The following is a 16,834-nucleotide window of genomic DNA, read 5'->3' as shown; positions in this document are numbered from 1 at the left end:
TGCTTGGTGACAATAGCGTTTTGGACCCACCTGACTCCATGCCGAACTCAGTAGTGAAACGAAACAGCGCCGATGATAGTGTAGCATTTGCTATGTGAAAGTAGGACATTACCAGGCTTCAAATTCAGTCGAAGGACTTTAACCTTAATAATTAAAATAAGAAAATTGAAAAGAATTTTCTTGGTGACAATAGCGTTTTGGACCCACCTGATCCCATGCCGAACTCAGTAGTGAAACGAAACAGCGCCGATGATAGTGTAGCATTTGCTATGTGAAAGTAGGACATTACCAGGATTTAATTAAGAGAAACCCGTTACAGTAATGTGATGGGTTTTTTGCTTTTTTAAATTAAGAAAAACATCCCCCCTTTAAATTCAACAACAAAACTAGTTGCGTCTATTCGCGCGTGCTAAAATCCAATTTTTATGAATGATGATATAGAGGTCTAGTTTGCCTACAGCTGATTACCAAAAGGTGCTTGATGAAATAGCACATGAAGTACGCCCTTTATTATCACAAGGAACAGTAGCTGATTATATACCGGCCCTTGCAGAGGTCGATCCTGAGCAATTTTCTATCGCTATTTATACAACTGATGGTAAGACTATATGTGCGGGGGATTGCTCTCAACGTTTTACCATTCAGTCTGTTTCAAAAGTTATGACACTTACTATGGCACTGCAACGTTATGGTGATGAACTTTGGCATCGAGTTGGAAAGGAGCCTTCAGGTACTGCCTTTAATTCGCTTACACAGCTTGAGTTTGAAAAAGGGATTCCTCGTAACCCTTTCATAAATGCAGGCGCAATTGTAACGTGTGATGCGTTATACAGCCGCTTATCTGCACCAATGCACTCTATGCTCGAGACCTTTAGGTTGTTAGCTGGTAATAGAGGGATAGTGATTGATAAAAAAGTCGCTAATTCTGAGTATGAATTTAGGCATCGTAATGCTGCTATGGCACATTTAATGAAGTCGTTTGGTAATTTTGAAAATGAAGTCGATGATGTTTTATGGTCTTACTTTAACTTTTGTTCTATTGAGCTCAACTGTATTGAATTAGCCAAAGCTTATAATTTTTTAGCAAATAAAGGTGTTGATAATCGATCGGGCGATCGTGTTTTAAGTAGCCGTCAAAATAAGCAGCTTAATTCGCTATTATTTACCAGTGGCTTATACGATGCTGCGGGGGATTTTGGTTACAGAGTAGGTATGCCAGGTAAATCGGGAGTGTCAGGGACTATTTTAGCCGTGTTACCAAATAAGTTTACGGTAGCTGTTTATTCTCCGGGACTTAATTCGTTTGGTAATTCGGTTGCAGGAATTGCAGCGTTGGAACTGCTATCTAAAAAGCTCGATATTTCTATTTTTTAGGAAGTTGATAGGGAGCAATGATTGCTCCCACCGTTATTATTGTTCCCAATAAACCTGTTCTAAGCAGTCTTCGCGTTCTGGTAAACCGCGAGATAAACGAGGAGAGTGCTGAACTAACACTTCATAACTAGCTCGGTTAGCATATTTACTAATTTGCGATAGTGACGAGTAAGTAATAGCTTGTTGCTGATGCTTAGCAGAGTTTGCCACATTAAGTTTATGATAAACATTTGCTGATAAGTCATGTAGCACAGCCGCTAAAGCACAATCGCCTGCACCATTGGTGTTTTTGATTGAGTCAGGTCCACCCATAAATGGGGCTGTATGGCTATATGCTCTGATAGGCTCATCACACTCGGTTTTACGCATAGCACGTGAAAATTCGTATCGATTAAAATCAGGTATGGCGCCTGGTAGTAACGGATATTCGGTTTCACGCTTTAAGCTTTCGTCTACGTAGCCGGCCATAAATAAGCCTTTTTCGCCAGCGGTGCAAATTACCAAATCCACCCAATCAAGTGCTTTATCGGCAGCTAGAAGAGGGTCTTCAAAACCTGTAATAGCTAACCCTTCTTCTTCGTTCATAGCAAGAATATCAACATGCTTTTCAACAAAGTTTGCCCACCAGGTCGGGTCTTGTTCAATTAAGAATTTAGTTCCGAGTGTAAGAACAACTGGCACACCTGCATCATTAGCGTATTTTACCGCTTGCATAGTCGCTTCAGTCATCGTTTCACTACCTTGCGTACGCATGAGGTAGGCACTGATCACTAATGCTGATGAATTTTCAATAAGGTTTTTATCGATAGATTCAGGACGTAAGTGATTCATTAGGCCCGCACTTATCGCAAAAGTACGCTCACCGGTTTCATCAATTAATGTAAAACAACGACCTATAGGCCCATCTACTGGTTGAAGATAGTTTAAATCTACACGGCTTGAGGTATTACATAAAAAGCGGTAAGCATAGCTACCTATTTTTATATTTTCGCTCATTACGCCTAATAAAACTGAGCGATCATCTGCAAGTACAGAGTAGTTGTGCATAGTGTTACCAATGGTCCCACCGGCAAACTCAAAATCAACCATATCGTTTAATTTTAAACGATCGTATAAGGCGTTCGTTATGTCGCTATCAATAACTTGTGACATACCTCTACGTAGTTGAAATTCGTCAAGGAAAGCTTGATCAACTTTTGCCTCTATATCAACAACGATCTGATCGATACCCGTAATATAACTACGTTGTAATCGCTCTGTTGCGTTAAGTTGATTAGTAAGTGGATCTTTGGCTTCCACTGGAAAATAATGTTTATGCCTGCGGCGTCCAGGAAATTTCATTTGCTACCCGTGTTGTGAGCTAAATAAAAAAAGCGTGAGATTATAGCGTAAATCCACACTAGTGAGCCATTACAAACAGGTAAATATCGTTTTATTTTTGCAATAAAGTAATGAATGACGCACTTTAGAGTGCTAACTAGGTATAATTACAGCATAAAAAGTTATTTAAGTAGAAAGAATGAACGAGCCATTTAATGATTCCTACTGGATGGAGCAAGCGCTTTTGTATGCAAAGCAAGCAGAGTTGCTTGATGAAATTCCGGTTGGAGCAATTGTAGTAAAAGATAACCAGCTAATTTCAGTGGGGTACAACCGCTCAATAACGGATAACGACCCATCAGCCCATGCGGAAATGATTGCAGTGCGAGAAGCTGGAAAAGTACTTAATAATTACCGCTTAATTGATTGCACACTATATGTAACGTTAGAGCCTTGCTCTATGTGTGCAGGACTGTTGCTGCATAGCAGAATAAAGCGTTTAGTATTTGGTGCCCTCGATGCTAAAACAGGGTCTGCAGGTTCAATTATGAACTTATTACAAGAGCCGAGGTTAAATCATCAAGTTGAGGTGTGCCGTGGTGTTTTGGCACAGCAATGCGGTGATACTATTTCGAATTTTTTTAAGCGTAGAAGAGCGCAAATTAAAGCAGCTAAGAAAGCTGCTCGTGATGAACAAATAAATAAACCTAGCTAGAGTTAACTAGCGATTGGCTCTATTTCTGTTTCAGCCATTTGCTGCATAGCAAACATTCGGCGGCGCCAGATGATTTTTTTGTGCAGTTTTCTTAGCATAACACGACGACGTGTGGCTGTTGAATAAATCACATTGCGTTTTAATTTTTGTGTGCGTCTACGTTTTAGCATGTTTTCTCCTAATGCAAGAGTGAGAAAGGCGCAGGGTATATCTTATAAAATAATAATATACAAGTAATACACATTAGTGATCATTTGATGACAAGTAAACAGATATTTAATTTACTTAAATTTTGCTTACTGGTTTGCTCAAAAAACTGATACCTATATAAATCTTAGTTATTGTTTTCACTCGGTTGTTCGGGCTCAATTATAGGCTGTTGTTTTTCTGTTTGCGCTTCATCTTTGTTACTTTTTTCGTCACTTTCTTCATTTAAGTTTGGCTCGGTATCAGTGCTCTGCTCTGTGATTGGTTCTGGCTCAGACTCTACAGCAATAGCATTATTCTCATCTAGCCAAACAAGTGCATCGTAATAGCGACGAATATTATCAACATATTTAACCGCTACATCGCCACGCGCATAACCATAGCGAGTTTTACGGTAATAGCGCTTTTTAATTAACAGCGGTAAGCGTTTTTTTACATCAGCCCATTTATCAGGGCTTGCGCCTTGCTGCTCGGTAATTATACGCGCGTCGTTAACGTGCCCCCAACCTACATTGTAAGCCGCTAGTGCAAGCCATGTTCTATCAGGTTGAGGAATTCTATCAGGTATACGCTTAATCAGTTTACTTAAATACTTACCACCACCGCGAATATTTTGCTCTGGCTCTAAGCGGTTGGTAACACCTACTTGTTTTGCTGTACTGCGGGTTAGCATCATAATACCGCGAACGCCTGTCGGCGATTTAGCGCGAGGATTCCACATAGATTCTTGATAGCTAAGTGCCGCTAATAAACGCCAATCAAGGCTACCAGCATATTGTTCAAACCATGGTTGGTATGTTGGTAAGGTTTCTTTGATAGCTTCGATATAAGCAAGGGTATTTACATAGTTAAATTGGCGCACGTGGCCAAAGTATTTTTCTTCAAGTACGTAGAGCTGATTACTCTGTTTTATATCGCCAAAAAATGGCACTAATAAGGAATATAAAGAATCATCTTTTGATTTATTAAGTATCCATGCAATCGGGTCGTTATGACTAACAGAAAAACCGATACTTAAATTTGGATGATAACGGCGAAATAACGATAGCGTATGTGTATCAGCGAGTGTGTAATCAATCTCGCCATCAATAACTGCTTGAAGTAGTTCTTCTTCATCAAACTCTTCGCTTTCTATCCAAGTAAGATCTGGATTGTTTTTTTTCATTTTTTGCAGAGTAAGCGAATGACTACTTTTAGCGATAACAGTAAAGTTGCCATCTAAGTCGGCAAACTCTCGAGGACGAACACGTCCTTGCTTATAAACTAATTTTTGGCTGATTGTTCTGTAAGTTGGTCCATAACGGTATTGCTCTGCACGGGTTTTATTATAGGTAAGTCCTGAGGCAATTAAATCTAAATCACCGCTTTCAAGGCGTTCAAACATATCGGATAAGTTAAAAAATGGCACTATTTCAAGCTCTACACCTAGATATTCAGCAAATGCTTGAGATAGCTCATATTCAAAGCCTTGTTCACCTTGAACGGCTTGATAATAATTACTAGCACTTGCAAGTGTACCCACACGTATTTTGTTTTGTTCTTTTATTTGGGCGAGTTGAGTTGGCTGCTCTTGCATATCACATGCACATAACAGCATAACTAAAGTAATGATTATTATTAGTTTTTCTTTGAACATTGAGTGCCCCTTAAGCTCGCCAGCCACCGTTATAGCAAAACTAAGCCATCGCGTCACTTTACCTTTTATTTTATTAACCAAAAGAGGCTATAAATAAAGCTAAAAAGTTAATTTTATGAAAAGCGTAATTTTGAGTTAAATCTGAATGCTAATTGGACTATAATGCGTGCCTAAAATATCGTTCAATCCCTAACCCCGGATGAAATTACCTATGTTGATCCTTCGTGGTGCACCAGCACTTTCAGAGTTCAGAGTTAATAAAATTTTAGCGCGTTGCCAACAATCGCAACTTCCAGTCACTAACGTATACGCCGAGTATACTCACTTTGCCGATTTAACATCGCCGTTGAGTAGCTCTGAGCAAACCAAGCTTGAAAAACTATTAACTTACGGTCCAACTATTGCTGAGCATACCCCAGCTGGCAAACTTGTACTTGTTACACCTCGCCCAGGTACCATTTCACCTTGGGCATCTAAAGCTACCGACATCGCCCACAACTGTGGTTTAAAGCAGGTTCACCGTGTTGAACGCGGTATTGCTTATTATGTTGAAGGTGATTTAAACGCAGAACAACTTGCACAAGTAACTGCGTTATTGCACGACCGCATGACTGAAGCCACACACAATGAACTTGAAGATGCGGCTCAGCTGTTTCGCAGTGATGCCCCACGCCAAATGTCGTCTGTCGATATTTTAGGTGGTGGACGCGAAGCACTAGCAACAGCCAATGTTGAGCAAGGCTTTGCGCTTGCTGATGACGAAATAGACTACTTAGTAGAAAATTTTACAAAGTTAGGACGTAACCCTAACGACATCGAATTGTTTATGTTTGCACAAGCGAACTCAGAGCATTGTCGCCATAAAATATTTAATGCTGACTGGACAATCGATGGTAAAGAGCAGCCAAAATCGCTGTTTAAAATGATTAAAAATACGTTTGAGCTAAATCCTGAAAATGTATTGTCGGCGTATAAAGATAACGCGGCAGTAATGAAAGGCTCAAAAGCGGGTCGCTTCTTCCCAAATGCGCAAGGTGAATATGCGTATCATCAAGAAGACATTGAAATACTAATGAAAGTTGAAACTCATAACCACCCAACAGCTATTGCGCCATTCTCAGGTGCTGCTACAGGTTCTGGTGGTGAGATTCGCGATGAAGGCGCAACTGGTCGTGGCTCTAAGCCAAAAGCAGGGTTAGTTGGCTTTACTGTATCAAATTTACGTATTCCAGGTTACGAGCAACCGTGGGAAAGCGATTTTGGTAAGCCGGGTCGTATTGTAAACGCACTTGATATAATGACAGAAGGTCCACTAGGTGGCGCTGCATTTAATAATGAGTTTGGTCGTCCTAACTTATTAGGCTACTTCCGTACTTACGAAGAAAAAGTAACAAGCCATAACGGTGAAGAAGTACGTGGTTACCATAAACCAATTATGCTTGCCGGTGGTTTAGGTAATATTCGCTCTGATCATGTTCAAAAAGGTGATATTCCTGTAGGCGCTAAATTAATTGCGCTAGGCGGGCCTGCAATGAACATTGGTTTAGGCGGTGGTGCTGCATCAAGTATGGCCTCAGGTCAGTCAAACGAAGATTTAGACTTTGCTTCAGTACAGCGCGAAAACCCAGAAATGGAACGTCGTTGCCAAGAAGTTATCGATAAATGTTGGCAGCTAGGCGATGAAAACCCAATCGCGTTTATTCATGATGTAGGTGCCGGCGGTTTATCTAACGCGTTTCCTGAGCTTGTTAATGATGGCGGACGTGGTGGTAAGTTCCAATTACGTAGCATCCCTAACGATGAGCCAGGCATGGCACCACACGAAATTTGGTGTAATGAATCACAAGAGCGTTATGTACTCGCTGTTGGCGTAGAGGACTTTGACCGCTTTGAAGCAATTTGTAAGCGCGAACGTGCCCAGTACGCTGTTATTGGTGAAGCAACAGCTGAACCTCACTTAACTGTGTCAGACAGCCACTTTGAAAATAACCCTGTTGATTTGCCGCTGGACGTATTATTAGGTAAAGCACCTAAAATGCACCGCGATGTAACGTCAAAGCAAGTTGTTGGCAAAGCGCTTGATATCACATCAATAAATGCAGCAGATGCAGCGCAGCGATTAATGCGTTTACCAACCATTGCAGAAAAAACATTCTTAATAACAATCGGCGATCGCTCAGTTACGGGTTTAGTAGCGCGCGACCAAATGGTTGGTCCTTGGCAAGTACCTGTTGCTAACTGTGCTGTAACTGCGGCAACGTATGATACTTACCACGGTGAAGCTATGTCACTCGGTGAGCGTACTCCGGCTGCATTACTTAATTACGGTGCATCTGCTCGTTTAGCTGTGGCAGAGTCGTTAACTAATATTGCTTGTGCAAATATTGGTAGCCTTGAAAACATTAAGTTATCGGCAAACTGGATGGCAGCAGCGGGTCACCCAGGTGAAGATGCTGGTTTATATGAAGCTGTTAAAGCCGTAGGCGAAGAGCTTTGTCCTGCGCTTGGTTTAACTATTCCTGTAGGTAAAGATTCTATGTCGATGAAAACGACATGGAAAGATGAAGGTGACTCACAAGAGAAATCAGTAACGTCGCCGCTTTCATTGGTTATAACTGCATTTGGTCGTGTTGACGACGTACGTAAAACAGTAACTCCACAACTGCGCACAGATAAAGGCGATACATCGCTTATATTAGTTGATTTAGGTGCGGGTAAAAACCGCATGGGCGCATCAAGCCTTGCACAAGTTTATAAGCAATTAGGTGATGTAACCCCTGATGTTGATAGCCCTGAGTTATTAAAAGGCTTCTATAACGCAATGCAAGCACTTGTGGCTGATAGTAAGTTACTTGCTTATCATGACCGCTCAGATGGTGGTTTATTTACCACAGTAGCTGAAATGGCGTTTACGGGTCATACCGGTGTAACTGTTGATTTAGCAGCTTTAACAGGTTCAGACATTGAAGCGCTTTATAACGAAGAGCTAGGTGCGGTAATTCAAGTTGCAAATGCTGATTTAGATGCAGTAAATGCGGTGTTTGAACAACATGGTATAGCTGCAATTAGCCACAGCATTGGCACGCTTAACAGTGACGATACGATTATATTTAACCGTGGCGAAAATACGGTACTTAATCATACGCGTACTGAGCTTCGTACTATTTGGGCTGAAACAACGTATCAAATGCAAGCACGCCGTGATAACCCTGAGTGTGCTAAGCAAGAGTTTGATGCTAAATTTGATGCAGAAGATCCAGGCTTAAACGTAAAACTTAACTTTGATTTAAACGAAGATATAGCTGCACCATACATTGCAACCGGTGCTAAACCGCAAATGGCTATTTTACGTGAGCAGGGTGTTAACTCTCATTTAGAAATGGCGGCAGCGTTTAATCGCGCAGGTTTTGCAGCCGTTGATGTACACATGAGCGACATTTTAGAAGGTCGTTTAACACTAGAGCAATTTAAAGGTTTAGTGGCCTGTGGTGGTTTCTCATACGGTGACGTACTTGGTGCGGGTGAAGGTTGGGCTAAGTCTATTTTGTTTAACGACATGGCACGCGATCAGTTCCAAAACTTTTTCCACCGTGAAGATACTTTCAGCTTAGGTGTATGTAACGGTTGCCAAATGTTATCAACGTTAAAAGAGTTGATCCCTGGTACTGAACATTGGCCGCGCTTTGTAACTAATAAATCAGAGCGTTTTGAAGCACGCTTTAGTTTAGTAGAAATACAAGAGAATCCGTCTGTGTTCTTTAACGGAATGGCTGGCTCGCGTATGCCTATAGCGGTTTCTCATGGTGAAGGTCATGCTGAGTTTGCAAACGATGCAGCCACTAAAGCGGCGCTTGATAGCGGCACTGTAGCGGTTAAATTTGTAGATAACTACGGTAACCCTACAACGCAGTACCCAGCTAACCCTAATGGTTCTCCAGAAGGTATTACCGGTATTACGTCAACTGATGGTCGTGCCACTGTAATGATGCCGCATCCAGAACGTGTATTCAGAAGCGTTGCCAACTCTTGGCACCCAGATGAGTGGCTCGAGGATAGCCCGTGGATGCGTATGTTCCGTAACGCACGTAAAAACGTAGGTTAATTATATTTACGTTTATACAAGTTAGATTCATAATCTTACTGTAAAATAAAAAAGGCTGCATTGTGCAGCCTTTTTTGATTATACCAATCTGCTTATATATGGGGTCTATTTAACGTTAAAAAAATTACGCTAGAACTAGGCAAAAGTTTTTATATCTAGTTGTTCTAAATAAAAAACTTTTAACGACGTTATAGTGCAATTTAATTCGTTAAATTGATCAAAGATTTATGCAGGTTGGTATTAGTATAGCTAAAAGCACAAAGCATTTAAGGATAGTATGTTTAAGCGAGTTGGTTTAATTGTTGGCGTTTTATTACTAAGTACCTTACTGCTTGGTTATGTATTTCGCTTGCCTTTATTACAGTGGGCTATAGCGCCTGAGCTCGAAAAAGCGGGTGTCACATTAAACTGCCTTGATTTTTCAATTACGTCTGAACTAAATATTCATGCTGATAAAGTGTGTGTAAATTATCAAAATCAACAATTACAACTTACTGGTATTACTGCAAATACAAAGCGTGTAGATATTGAAAATGCAGTGCTAACAGTTAATCCACTCCCTAAAAGTGATAATGCTAATCAGCTTGCTAAAAATCTCGATTTAGCACTTCCCTTAAATCGCCCATTAATCAATATTAAACAGCTTGTAGTAAAAAGTGATGAGCTCAGTAAGCCACTTAAAATAAGCATATTAGAACCCGAACTAAATAAATTTAATGTCTCAGGTGATATAAACGTAAGTGCAATTTTGACTGCTAATAAAGTAAGGGGTCAGTTTGAAATTAATGACACTTTTTTAAAGCACGTTATAAACACTAAAAATACATTAATAGCAGATTTTAACTTTAATACTCAGCAAGCATTTAGCTTTGATGGTATAGAACTTGAGTTAAATGGCGATATTAGCTCCCAGTTTGCTCACACGTATGAGCAGTGCAAAGTTAACGTATTAACCACTGGTAAATTGGCGACGCGTTTTAATTTAAATAGCCAAGCGTTAATGTTTAATACCGATTTGCTTAATAACAAAATTAATTTAACACCAAGCTGTACTGAGTTAATTCCACCAAGTGAATATGTAGGCTTTATTAGCAAACAAGTTCCTTTAAATTGGCAACTTAAACTCCCTCAATCAATTAGCTTAGAGGCTAGTGGGTTGAGGGTACCTGCAATTAATTTGGTAAGCGTGGGCGATAAGCAATTTGATATTTTAATAACAGATACAACACTAAATATTACATCTCCATTTAAAGACTTACAGTCAACTTTATCAGCTCAAATAAATACACCCGATATAAATAATATTAACGTTAATGCTCAGTTATCTGGCACTGCAATTAAAGGCGATTACGCCGTTATGCTTGAAAATTTACCTGAGTTTGTACCCGCAACAGCGGATGGGCTTAGCCTTAGTGGTCACTTTAATATAAGTGAGTTTATAGACTCAAAACCAATTGGGCTTATAAATGCTAAATTAACGCTTAATAGTGTAGATGCGTTTAATATAAGTGCAGTGCAATACCAAGGTGATTTAATAGCAAAAATGGATAAACAGTTAAACGCAGAGGTAGCGTTAACTCAGCAATTAAAAAGCGCAGAATATAAAGAATTTAAAGTCACAGATATAAGTAACACATTAACAGCAAATGCTAATTTAGGCGTAGGTGAGTTATTTGCTGATCTAACAGCAAAAACGAATATAAAGGCTGTTAATAGCCCCGACATAAAACTTAATAATATAAAAGTAGAGTCTACGGGCTTGCAAAGCCGTGCACTAAAAGCCACGCATCACGCATTTATAAATAATGTTGAGTTAGTGATAAATCATCATATGTCGTCGCAAGCTCATCCATTTGAAGTGGTTATTCCTGAACAAAGTGCGCTGTCGTTAAATGCGTTTATTAGTCAATTTGAGCCACTTGCACAGTTAACAGAGGGCGAATTTAATGGCTATATTAGTGGCGATATAAACTTACAAAATGCACTGTTCAATATAGGGATTAGTCATACAAGTGCATTGTATAACGATTACCTTGCGAGTGATTTGAGCAGTACATTTAGCGGGGAATATAATTCAGGTAAGCTTAATGTAAAACCAACTACCTTTAATTTAAATGAATTTAGAGCCGGTGCCGTAGTTAAAACTATTAAAGGGCAGTGGCAAGTGAGTAGTAATACCGCGCTTATAAATGATGTAAAAGGAAGTGTGTTTGGTGGTGAGTTTTCATTAGATAGCTACACAGTAGGGAAGCCAAACCAAGTTGCTAATGTTAAGTTTGAAAATATTGATGCAAGCAAACTTGTTACACTCGACGATAAGTCGGGCATTGTATTAACGGGACGCTTGGCGGGGTCTTTACCGGTTCACTTTGATAGTGGAAAAATTGAAATAATTGACGGTAGCTTATTTAGCCAAGGAACAGGTAATTTAAAAATTACCAATAATGCCGCTTTTGATTCAGTAATGCAGCAACAGCAAGAGTTACAACCTGTGTTAGGGCTATTAACTAATTTAGATATTCAAAAACTTAATAGCAGTGTGGCACTAAAAAATGATGGTTGGTTAAAACTAGGGGTTAATTTGCAAGGCTATAATAAAGCAGAGCAGCAGCAGGTTAACTTTAATTATAACCACGAAGAAAACGTATTTACACTTTTACGCGCACTGCGTTTAAGTGACGAAATTACACAAAAAGTTGAGCAACAATACTCACAAAAAGGAAACTAATAATGAGACAGTCGTTATTGATAAAAGTACTGCTCGCGCTGAGTGCTATTAGTGCACTCAGTGCTTGCACGCATCGTGTTGAGGTGTCTGCTAAAGAGCCCATTACTATTAATTTAAATGTGAAGGTCGATCACGAAATTCGCGTAAAAGTAGATAAAGAACTCGACAATTTATTTAGTGACGACAGTGAGTTATTTTGAGGAGCTAGAACATGAATACGAAGAAAAAATTAAATATTATTACGTTAGTTAGTGCAGTATGTATGTCTTTCTCTGCTTGGGCTATTAGCCTTGATGACGCTAAAAACCAAGGTCTAGTAGGTGAAGATAGCTCTGGTTATTTAGGACTTGTTGTACAAAACGCAGAGGCAAAAGCCGTTGTTGATGACATAAATGCAAAGCGTAAAGCGCAGTACTTAAAGCTCGCTAAAAAGAATAACTTGTCGCTTTCACAAGTAGAAGCACTTGCTGCTGCTAAAACAATTGAAAAAACCCAAAGTGGTCATTACGTTGAAGTAAATGGTAACTGGGTTAAAAAATAAGCGTTTGTTATTGTCTTGTTCTGCACAAACCAAAATAAAACCGAGCATTTAAGCGCTCGGTTTTTTACAGCCTTCAAGTAACTGCTGCCAAAAATCAATCCCCTTACGCCTTGCTAGATTTATATTATGCTCAGGAATAGATTCAGGCTCGTTATAACTATCAAGTGCTTCGCTCATACTTGCTTCGCGGATTAAATGCAATGTAGGAAAGGGCGCTCTATTTGTGTAGTTTGCGGCATCGGTTTCATCACTGTCAGCAAATACGTAATCAGGATGAAAATTAGCGATTTGATACTTACCTTCAAAGCCTTGCGCGACTAAAAGTGCATTAGCTAAATCGACCAAGTCTAAAAAGTCTTCAAAGTCACTAAAGCCATTGTCAAACATGATAAGGGTTGTTTCGCGCTCTGGTTCACGGTCAAGCTCAACACATTGCTCAAGCATATCCATTACAGCATCATCCATGCTCGTTGCAGAGCTTACTATGTAATGAATACAGTTATTTTCCACTTCTTTACGTGCAAATGGGCAAAAGTTATATTTAACAATAACAGATGACACCCATTCACGGGTTTGGCTTATAGCTATGTTGGTCACGGTTTTGGCTCTAAATATTGATTAATAATGTTAAGTGTTTTTTGTATAGCACCTTGGTTTTTAGTTACGCATTGCGCAGCTTTAATACCTAAGGTTTGGCACGCTTTTGTGTTTTGGCTAAACGTTATAAGCTGCTTTGCGAGTTCGTCGTTACTATCAACCACTACAGCACCTTTGAGCTTTGTTAGCTCGGGATAAACATGGTCAAAATTGTATGTGTGTGGACCTGTTATTACACCTACCGAAAACGCTGCTGATTCCAGTGGGTTATGCCCACCTCTGCGAATTAAGCTGCCACCAATAAAGCTCACATTTGCAGCGCCATATAAACACTGTAATTCACCAAGCGTATCAGCAAGGAGTATTTGCTCATTATTATAGTTATTTTGGCTACGACGGCTAAAGCTAAGTGGGCTTTGCGTTAAAAGCTCTGCCACTTTGTCAAATTGCTCTGGATGGCGCGGGGCAATTATAAGTAATGCGTTCGGTTGCTTTTTTAGTAATTCTTGATGGGCTAAAAGTACCAGCTCATGCTCAACTGGATGTGTTGAGCCTGCCACCCATACAAAGCGTTCATTACTACTATAAAGCTGTTTAAGGTTGAGTACTTTAGCTAGTTGCTCTTCACTTGGTGTTATATCAAATTTTATTGAGCCTGTTACATGGCTTTTTGAAGCTTCAAGACCAAGTTCAATAAAGCGTGTAGCATCTGTTTTATTGTGACTCGCAAGTACCGTAATTGAGCGCATAATAATATGCGTTAATTTAGCGACCTTTTGATAGCCCTGCAGTGACTTTTCAGAGAGTCTTGCATTGATGACAAGCACTGGTATGTTTTTTTTGTGGCTTATCGCCATTAAATTTGGCCATAGCTCGGTTTCTAAAATACATAATGCTTGTGGCTTTATACGCTTTAAAAATCGAGCCGTTGCAAACGGGAAATCGATTGGTAAATAGCTACACGCTACAGTATTTTTAAACTGGCTAAGTATTTGCTCTCTGCCTGTTGGAGTATTACAGGTTATAAGTATATTTAAATTTGGATGCACTTTTTGCAAAGCTTTAATAAGTGGCGTTGCGGCAAGTACCTCACCAACAGAAGCACAATGAAAAACTAAAGGCTTAGTTTTAACCGTAAATAAAGACTTACTGACAAACCCAAAGCGCTCTTTAAAGTGTGCACGATAGCCTTGGTTTTTTTTACCTCGTAAAATATAGAGATAAAATACAATCAGTGGGCTAATAATAATTAATGCGAATGAGTAAAAAATGCGTGCCATACTGATCTTTCTTAAAGGGAAGTGGCGTTAGTTTACCGTGAAATAGCCGTTTTCTAAACAGACTCGTTATAAAATATGGTCTGGGTTCAGTTATAACCCGATAAAATACACACAATTAAATAAAATTATGGAATAATGAATTTAATTTTTCCTGCCATTTCAGTTCCAAGAGGAATTTTTTCATGTCAATTATCGATTCAGTGGCAACTAGCTACGTTGAAACATTAAACCGTCATCAGGCATTATTTGAAACGATGGAGGCTTATCATCAAGAATCTATGCAATTGTTAGAAGCATGCCATAGTGCATTACAAGCTGGTGGCAAGATTGTTTGGTTTGGTAACGGTGGTAGTGCAGCAGATGCACAGCATTTAGCTGCAGAATTTGTAGTGCGTTATAAATTAGAACGAGGTCCGCTTGCCTCAATGGCATTGACCACTGATACCTCAATTTTAACAGCGCACAGCAACGATTATCACTTTGATACGGTGTTTGAACGCCAAGTTCAAGCGCTATGCAAGCCAGAAGATTTAGTTATTGGTTTAACCACATCAGGTACTAGTAACAATATTAATTTAGCATTAGAGGCTGCAAATAAACTAGGCGCTTTTACTGTTGCATTAACTGGACGTGATGGCGGTAAAGTAAAAGACATTGCTAAGTTACCTATTATTATAAAAAATGACGAAACAGCACGTATTCAAGAAGCTCACATGTTTATAGGTCACTGGTTATGTGAAGCCATGGATATGGTTGTTGCGGAGCAGCAGTAATGGATTTATCGTTATTAAAAAACTTATCAGCGGCACGAATATTAGTTGTTGGCGATGTAATGCTAGACCGCTATTGGTATGGTGATACAGGTCGAATTTCGCCAGAAGCGCCAGTACCGGTTGTTAAAGTAAGTAAATTTGAAGACAAAGCGGGCGGTGCAGCTAACGTTGCAAAAAATATAGCGCGGTTAGATGCAAAAGTTGGCTTATTGGGTTTAATTGGTGAGGACGAAAGCGGGCAGATTTTAGAGACCATCCTAAAAGGTGAAAAAATAAGCTCACAATTAGTGAGTGTATGTGATTTACCGACTATTTCAAAAATGCGTGTTATTAGCCGCCACCAACAATTGGTTCGACTTGATTTAGAAGAAATGTTTACTGAGCAACATAGCCAGCTTTTATTAAACCGCTTAGAGCTTGTACTTGATGAATACGACTTTATAGTGTTCTCTGATTACAGCAAAGGATCTTTAAGTTTAATTAAAGAAATGGTAAGCCTTGCTAAGGGCGCCGGAAAAACCGTTTTAATTGACCCTAAATCGCCAGATTTACATTTATATGAAGGTGCTGATTACATTACACCTAACTTACATGAGTTTAAGTTAGCGGGTGGTCAAACCGATTCAGAAGAGGCTTTAGCAGCAAGTGCGCGTGATTTAATAAGCAAAAATGGCATTAAAGCCATGTTACTTACGCGTTCTGAGCAAGGTATGTCGCTTATTAGTGCAGATGAAAAATTTGATTTTGCAGCGCAAGAGCTTGAAGTAAGCGATGTAACCGGGGCCGGTGATACGGTTATAGCTACATTAGCTGTTATGCTTGGCGCGGGCATGGAACCTAAAGATGCTGTGGAAATTGCTAATTTAGCCGCAGGTATCGTTGTGAGTAAGTTTGGGGCTGCAACAGTCTCGCCAGAAGAGCTAAGCCGTAAGCTTGGTCAGTATTTACATACTACGGGTGAGCATTACCAAACACCATTTGATGATGTACTTCAGCATATTGAATTTGCAAAACAAAACGGCGAAACCATTGTATTCACTAATGGCTGTTTTGATATTTTACACGCCGGGCATGTACGTTATTTAGCGCAAGCTAAAGCACGAGGCGATAGACTCGTTGTTGGATTAAATAATGATGAATCTATTACGCGTTTAAAAGGGGCTGAACGTCCTATTAACCCACTAGATGAGCGTGCGATGGTACTTAGCGCACTTTCATCAGTTGATTGGGTTATTCCGTTTGGTAGCTTAGATGAAAACGACACTCCCGCTAACTTAATTGAGCAAATAAGCCCTGATATTTTAGTTAAGGGTGGCGACTACACTGTAGATCAAATCGCGGGTGCTGAGCATGTACTTCGCCATGGCGGAAAAGTTGAAGTGCTTGAATTTTTAGATGGGTGCTCAACATCAAAAGTAATAAGTAAAATTAAACAGTAATACCAATTTTATTAAAAACATGATCATTCTAGCGTATTAAATAACTCACTAACTACGTTAAAAATTATTTATATAGAACAACTATGTATCATAATTTTAGCCTTGTTATTGAGCTATTTTCT

General features: G+C 39.6%; 13 protein-coding genes and 2 rRNA genes. 10 read left to right on the top strand and 5 right to left on the bottom strand.

Translation table 11 applies throughout. From position 1 onward, the window contains the following. Positions 1-2 precede the first annotated feature (2 nt). The 3 genes from rrf (H5116_RS19640) (at position 3) to glsB (ending at position 1,374) form a co-directional block, all read left to right on the top strand. Positions 3-117, top strand: a 5S ribosomal RNA gene (rrf, locus tag H5116_RS19640). 62 nt (positions 118-179) lie between these two features. Further along, a 5S ribosomal RNA gene (gene rrf / locus H5116_RS19635) occupies positions 180-294 on the top strand. Between the two features lie 156 nt (positions 295-450). Next, positions 451-1,374 carry a glutaminase B gene (glsB, locus tag H5116_RS19630; RefSeq protein ID WP_182716899.1) on the top strand — a complete coding sequence of 308 codons (924 nt, stop codon included), beginning with the start codon at positions 451-453 and terminating at the stop codon, positions 1,372-1,374. 36 nt (positions 1,375-1,410) lie between these two features. On the opposite strand, the gene H5116_RS19625 is transcribed toward glsB, so the two are convergent. Then, entirely contained in the window at positions 1,411-2,715 is a 1,305-nt protein-coding gene (locus tag H5116_RS19625) for an inosine/guanosine kinase (protein ID WP_033021433.1), read from the bottom strand. Positions 2,716-2,893: 178 nt separating this feature from the next. Between H5116_RS19625 and tadA the strand changes: the two genes are divergently transcribed. Then, a complete protein-coding gene (gene tadA / locus H5116_RS19620) occupies positions 2,894-3,409 on the top strand; it encodes a tRNA adenosine(34) deaminase TadA (RefSeq protein WP_182716898.1) in 516 nt (171 codons plus the stop codon). A gap of 2 nt (positions 3,410-3,411) precedes the next feature. On the opposite strand, the gene H5116_RS19615 is transcribed toward tadA, so the two are convergent. Continuing rightward, on the bottom strand, positions 3,412-3,579 hold the full coding sequence (locus H5116_RS19615) for a hypothetical protein (RefSeq protein ID WP_002961076.1): 168 nt from the start codon (positions 3,577-3,579) through the stop codon (positions 3,412-3,414). 164 nt (positions 3,580-3,743) lie between these two features. After that, positions 3,744-5,252 carry a membrane-bound lytic murein transglycosylase MltF gene (gene mltF, locus H5116_RS19610; RefSeq protein ID WP_182716897.1) on the bottom strand — a complete coding sequence of 503 codons (1,509 nt, stop codon included), beginning with the start codon at positions 5,250-5,252 and terminating at the stop codon, positions 3,744-3,746. Positions 5,253-5,463: 211 nt separating this feature from the next. Here mltF and purL point away from each other — a divergent pair, with 211 nt between their 5' ends. The 4 genes from purL (at position 5,464) to H5116_RS19590 (ending at position 12,623) form a co-directional block, all read left to right on the top strand. Continuing rightward, a complete protein-coding gene (gene purL / locus H5116_RS19605; protein WP_182716896.1) occupies positions 5,464-9,354 on the top strand; it encodes a phosphoribosylformylglycinamidine synthase in 3,891 nt (1,296 codons plus the stop codon). Positions 9,355-9,631: 277 nt separating this feature from the next. After that, positions 9,632-12,082 carry a YdbH domain-containing protein gene (locus tag H5116_RS19600; RefSeq protein WP_182716895.1) on the top strand — a complete coding sequence of 817 codons (2,451 nt, stop codon included), beginning with the start codon at positions 9,632-9,634 and terminating at the stop codon, positions 12,080-12,082. A 2-nt stretch (positions 12,083-12,084) separates the two neighbouring features. Continuing rightward, positions 12,085-12,282 (top strand): YnbE family lipoprotein, encoded by a 198-nt coding sequence (locus H5116_RS19595; RefSeq protein WP_007378800.1) that lies wholly within the window; start codon positions 12,085-12,087, stop codon positions 12,280-12,282. An 11-nt stretch (positions 12,283-12,293) separates the two neighbouring features. Beyond that, on the top strand, positions 12,294-12,623 hold the full coding sequence (locus tag H5116_RS19590; protein WP_002961068.1) for a YdbL family protein: 330 nt from the start codon (positions 12,294-12,296) through the stop codon (positions 12,621-12,623). A gap of 48 nt (positions 12,624-12,671) precedes the next feature. Here H5116_RS19590 and H5116_RS19585 read toward each other — a convergent pair whose 3' ends face one another. Further along, the gene (locus H5116_RS19585; RefSeq protein WP_002961067.1) at positions 12,672-13,220 is read right to left on the bottom strand and encodes a DUF1415 domain-containing protein; all 549 of its coding nucleotides are present in this window, start codon (positions 13,218-13,220) and stop codon (positions 12,672-12,674) included. Further along, positions 13,217-14,500, bottom strand: a complete 1,284-nt coding sequence (gene waaA / locus H5116_RS19580; protein ID WP_024595686.1) for a lipid IV(A) 3-deoxy-D-manno-octulosonic acid transferase — start codon at positions 14,498-14,500, stop codon at positions 13,217-13,219. The genes H5116_RS19585 and waaA overlap by 4 nt, the downstream gene beginning before the upstream one ends. A gap of 182 nt (positions 14,501-14,682) precedes the next feature. On the opposite strand from waaA, the gene H5116_RS19575 reads away from it, so the two are divergent. Both H5116_RS19575 and hldE read left to right on the top strand, forming a co-directional pair. Further along, the gene (locus H5116_RS19575; RefSeq protein WP_002961065.1) at positions 14,683-15,273 is read left to right on the top strand and encodes an SIS domain-containing protein; all 591 of its coding nucleotides are present in this window, start codon (positions 14,683-14,685) and stop codon (positions 15,271-15,273) included. Continuing rightward, complete coding sequence (gene hldE / locus H5116_RS19570; RefSeq protein ID WP_182716894.1) at positions 15,273-16,712, top strand: bifunctional D-glycero-beta-D-manno-heptose-7-phosphate kinase/D-glycero-beta-D-manno-heptose 1-phosphate adenylyltransferase HldE; 1,440 nt, start codon at positions 15,273-15,275, stop codon at positions 16,710-16,712. Before H5116_RS19575 ends, hldE begins: the two co-directional genes overlap by 1 nt. Positions 16,713-16,834: the final 122 nt, after the last annotated feature.

Origin of the sequence: Pseudoalteromonas sp. SG45-2 (genome assembly GCF_014164115.1) — a bacterium.
Lineage (GTDB): Bacteria > Pseudomonadota > Gammaproteobacteria > Enterobacterales > Alteromonadaceae > Pseudoalteromonas > Pseudoalteromonas distincta.
Note: the sequence above shows the minus strand (reverse complement) of the source record. Positions and strands in the feature narration are given on the sequence as shown.

Bases quoted from the DNA above. Each gene is read 5' to 3' on its own strand.
- H5116_RS19625 (WP_033021433.1), bottom strand. From the start codon at position 2,715: ATGAAATTTCCTGGACGCCGCAGGCATAAACATTATTTTCCAGTGGAA.
- tadA (WP_182716898.1), top strand. From the start codon at position 2,894: ATGAACGAGCCATTTAATGATTCCTACTGGATGGAGCAAGCGCTTTTG.
- H5116_RS19615 (WP_002961076.1), bottom strand. From the start codon at position 3,579: ATGCTAAAACGTAGACGCACACAAAAATTAAAACGCAATGTGATTTAT.
- mltF (WP_182716897.1), bottom strand. From the start codon at position 5,252: ATGTTCAAAGAAAAACTAATAATAATCATTACTTTAGTTATGCTGTTA.
- purL (WP_182716896.1), top strand. From the start codon at position 5,464: ATGTTGATCCTTCGTGGTGCACCAGCACTTTCAGAGTTCAGAGTTAAT.
- H5116_RS19600 (WP_182716895.1), top strand. From the start codon at position 9,632: ATGTTTAAGCGAGTTGGTTTAATTGTTGGCGTTTTATTACTAAGTACC.
- H5116_RS19595 (WP_007378800.1), top strand. From the start codon at position 12,085: ATGAGACAGTCGTTATTGATAAAAGTACTGCTCGCGCTGAGTGCTATT.
- H5116_RS19590 (WP_002961068.1), top strand. From the start codon at position 12,294: ATGAATACGAAGAAAAAATTAAATATTATTACGTTAGTTAGTGCAGTA.
- waaA (WP_024595686.1), bottom strand. From the start codon at position 14,500: ATGGCACGCATTTTTTACTCATTCGCATTAATTATTATTAGCCCACTG.
- H5116_RS19575 (WP_002961065.1), top strand. From the start codon at position 14,683: ATGTCAATTATCGATTCAGTGGCAACTAGCTACGTTGAAACATTAAAC.
- hldE (WP_182716894.1), top strand. From the start codon at position 15,273: ATGGATTTATCGTTATTAAAAAACTTATCAGCGGCACGAATATTAGTT.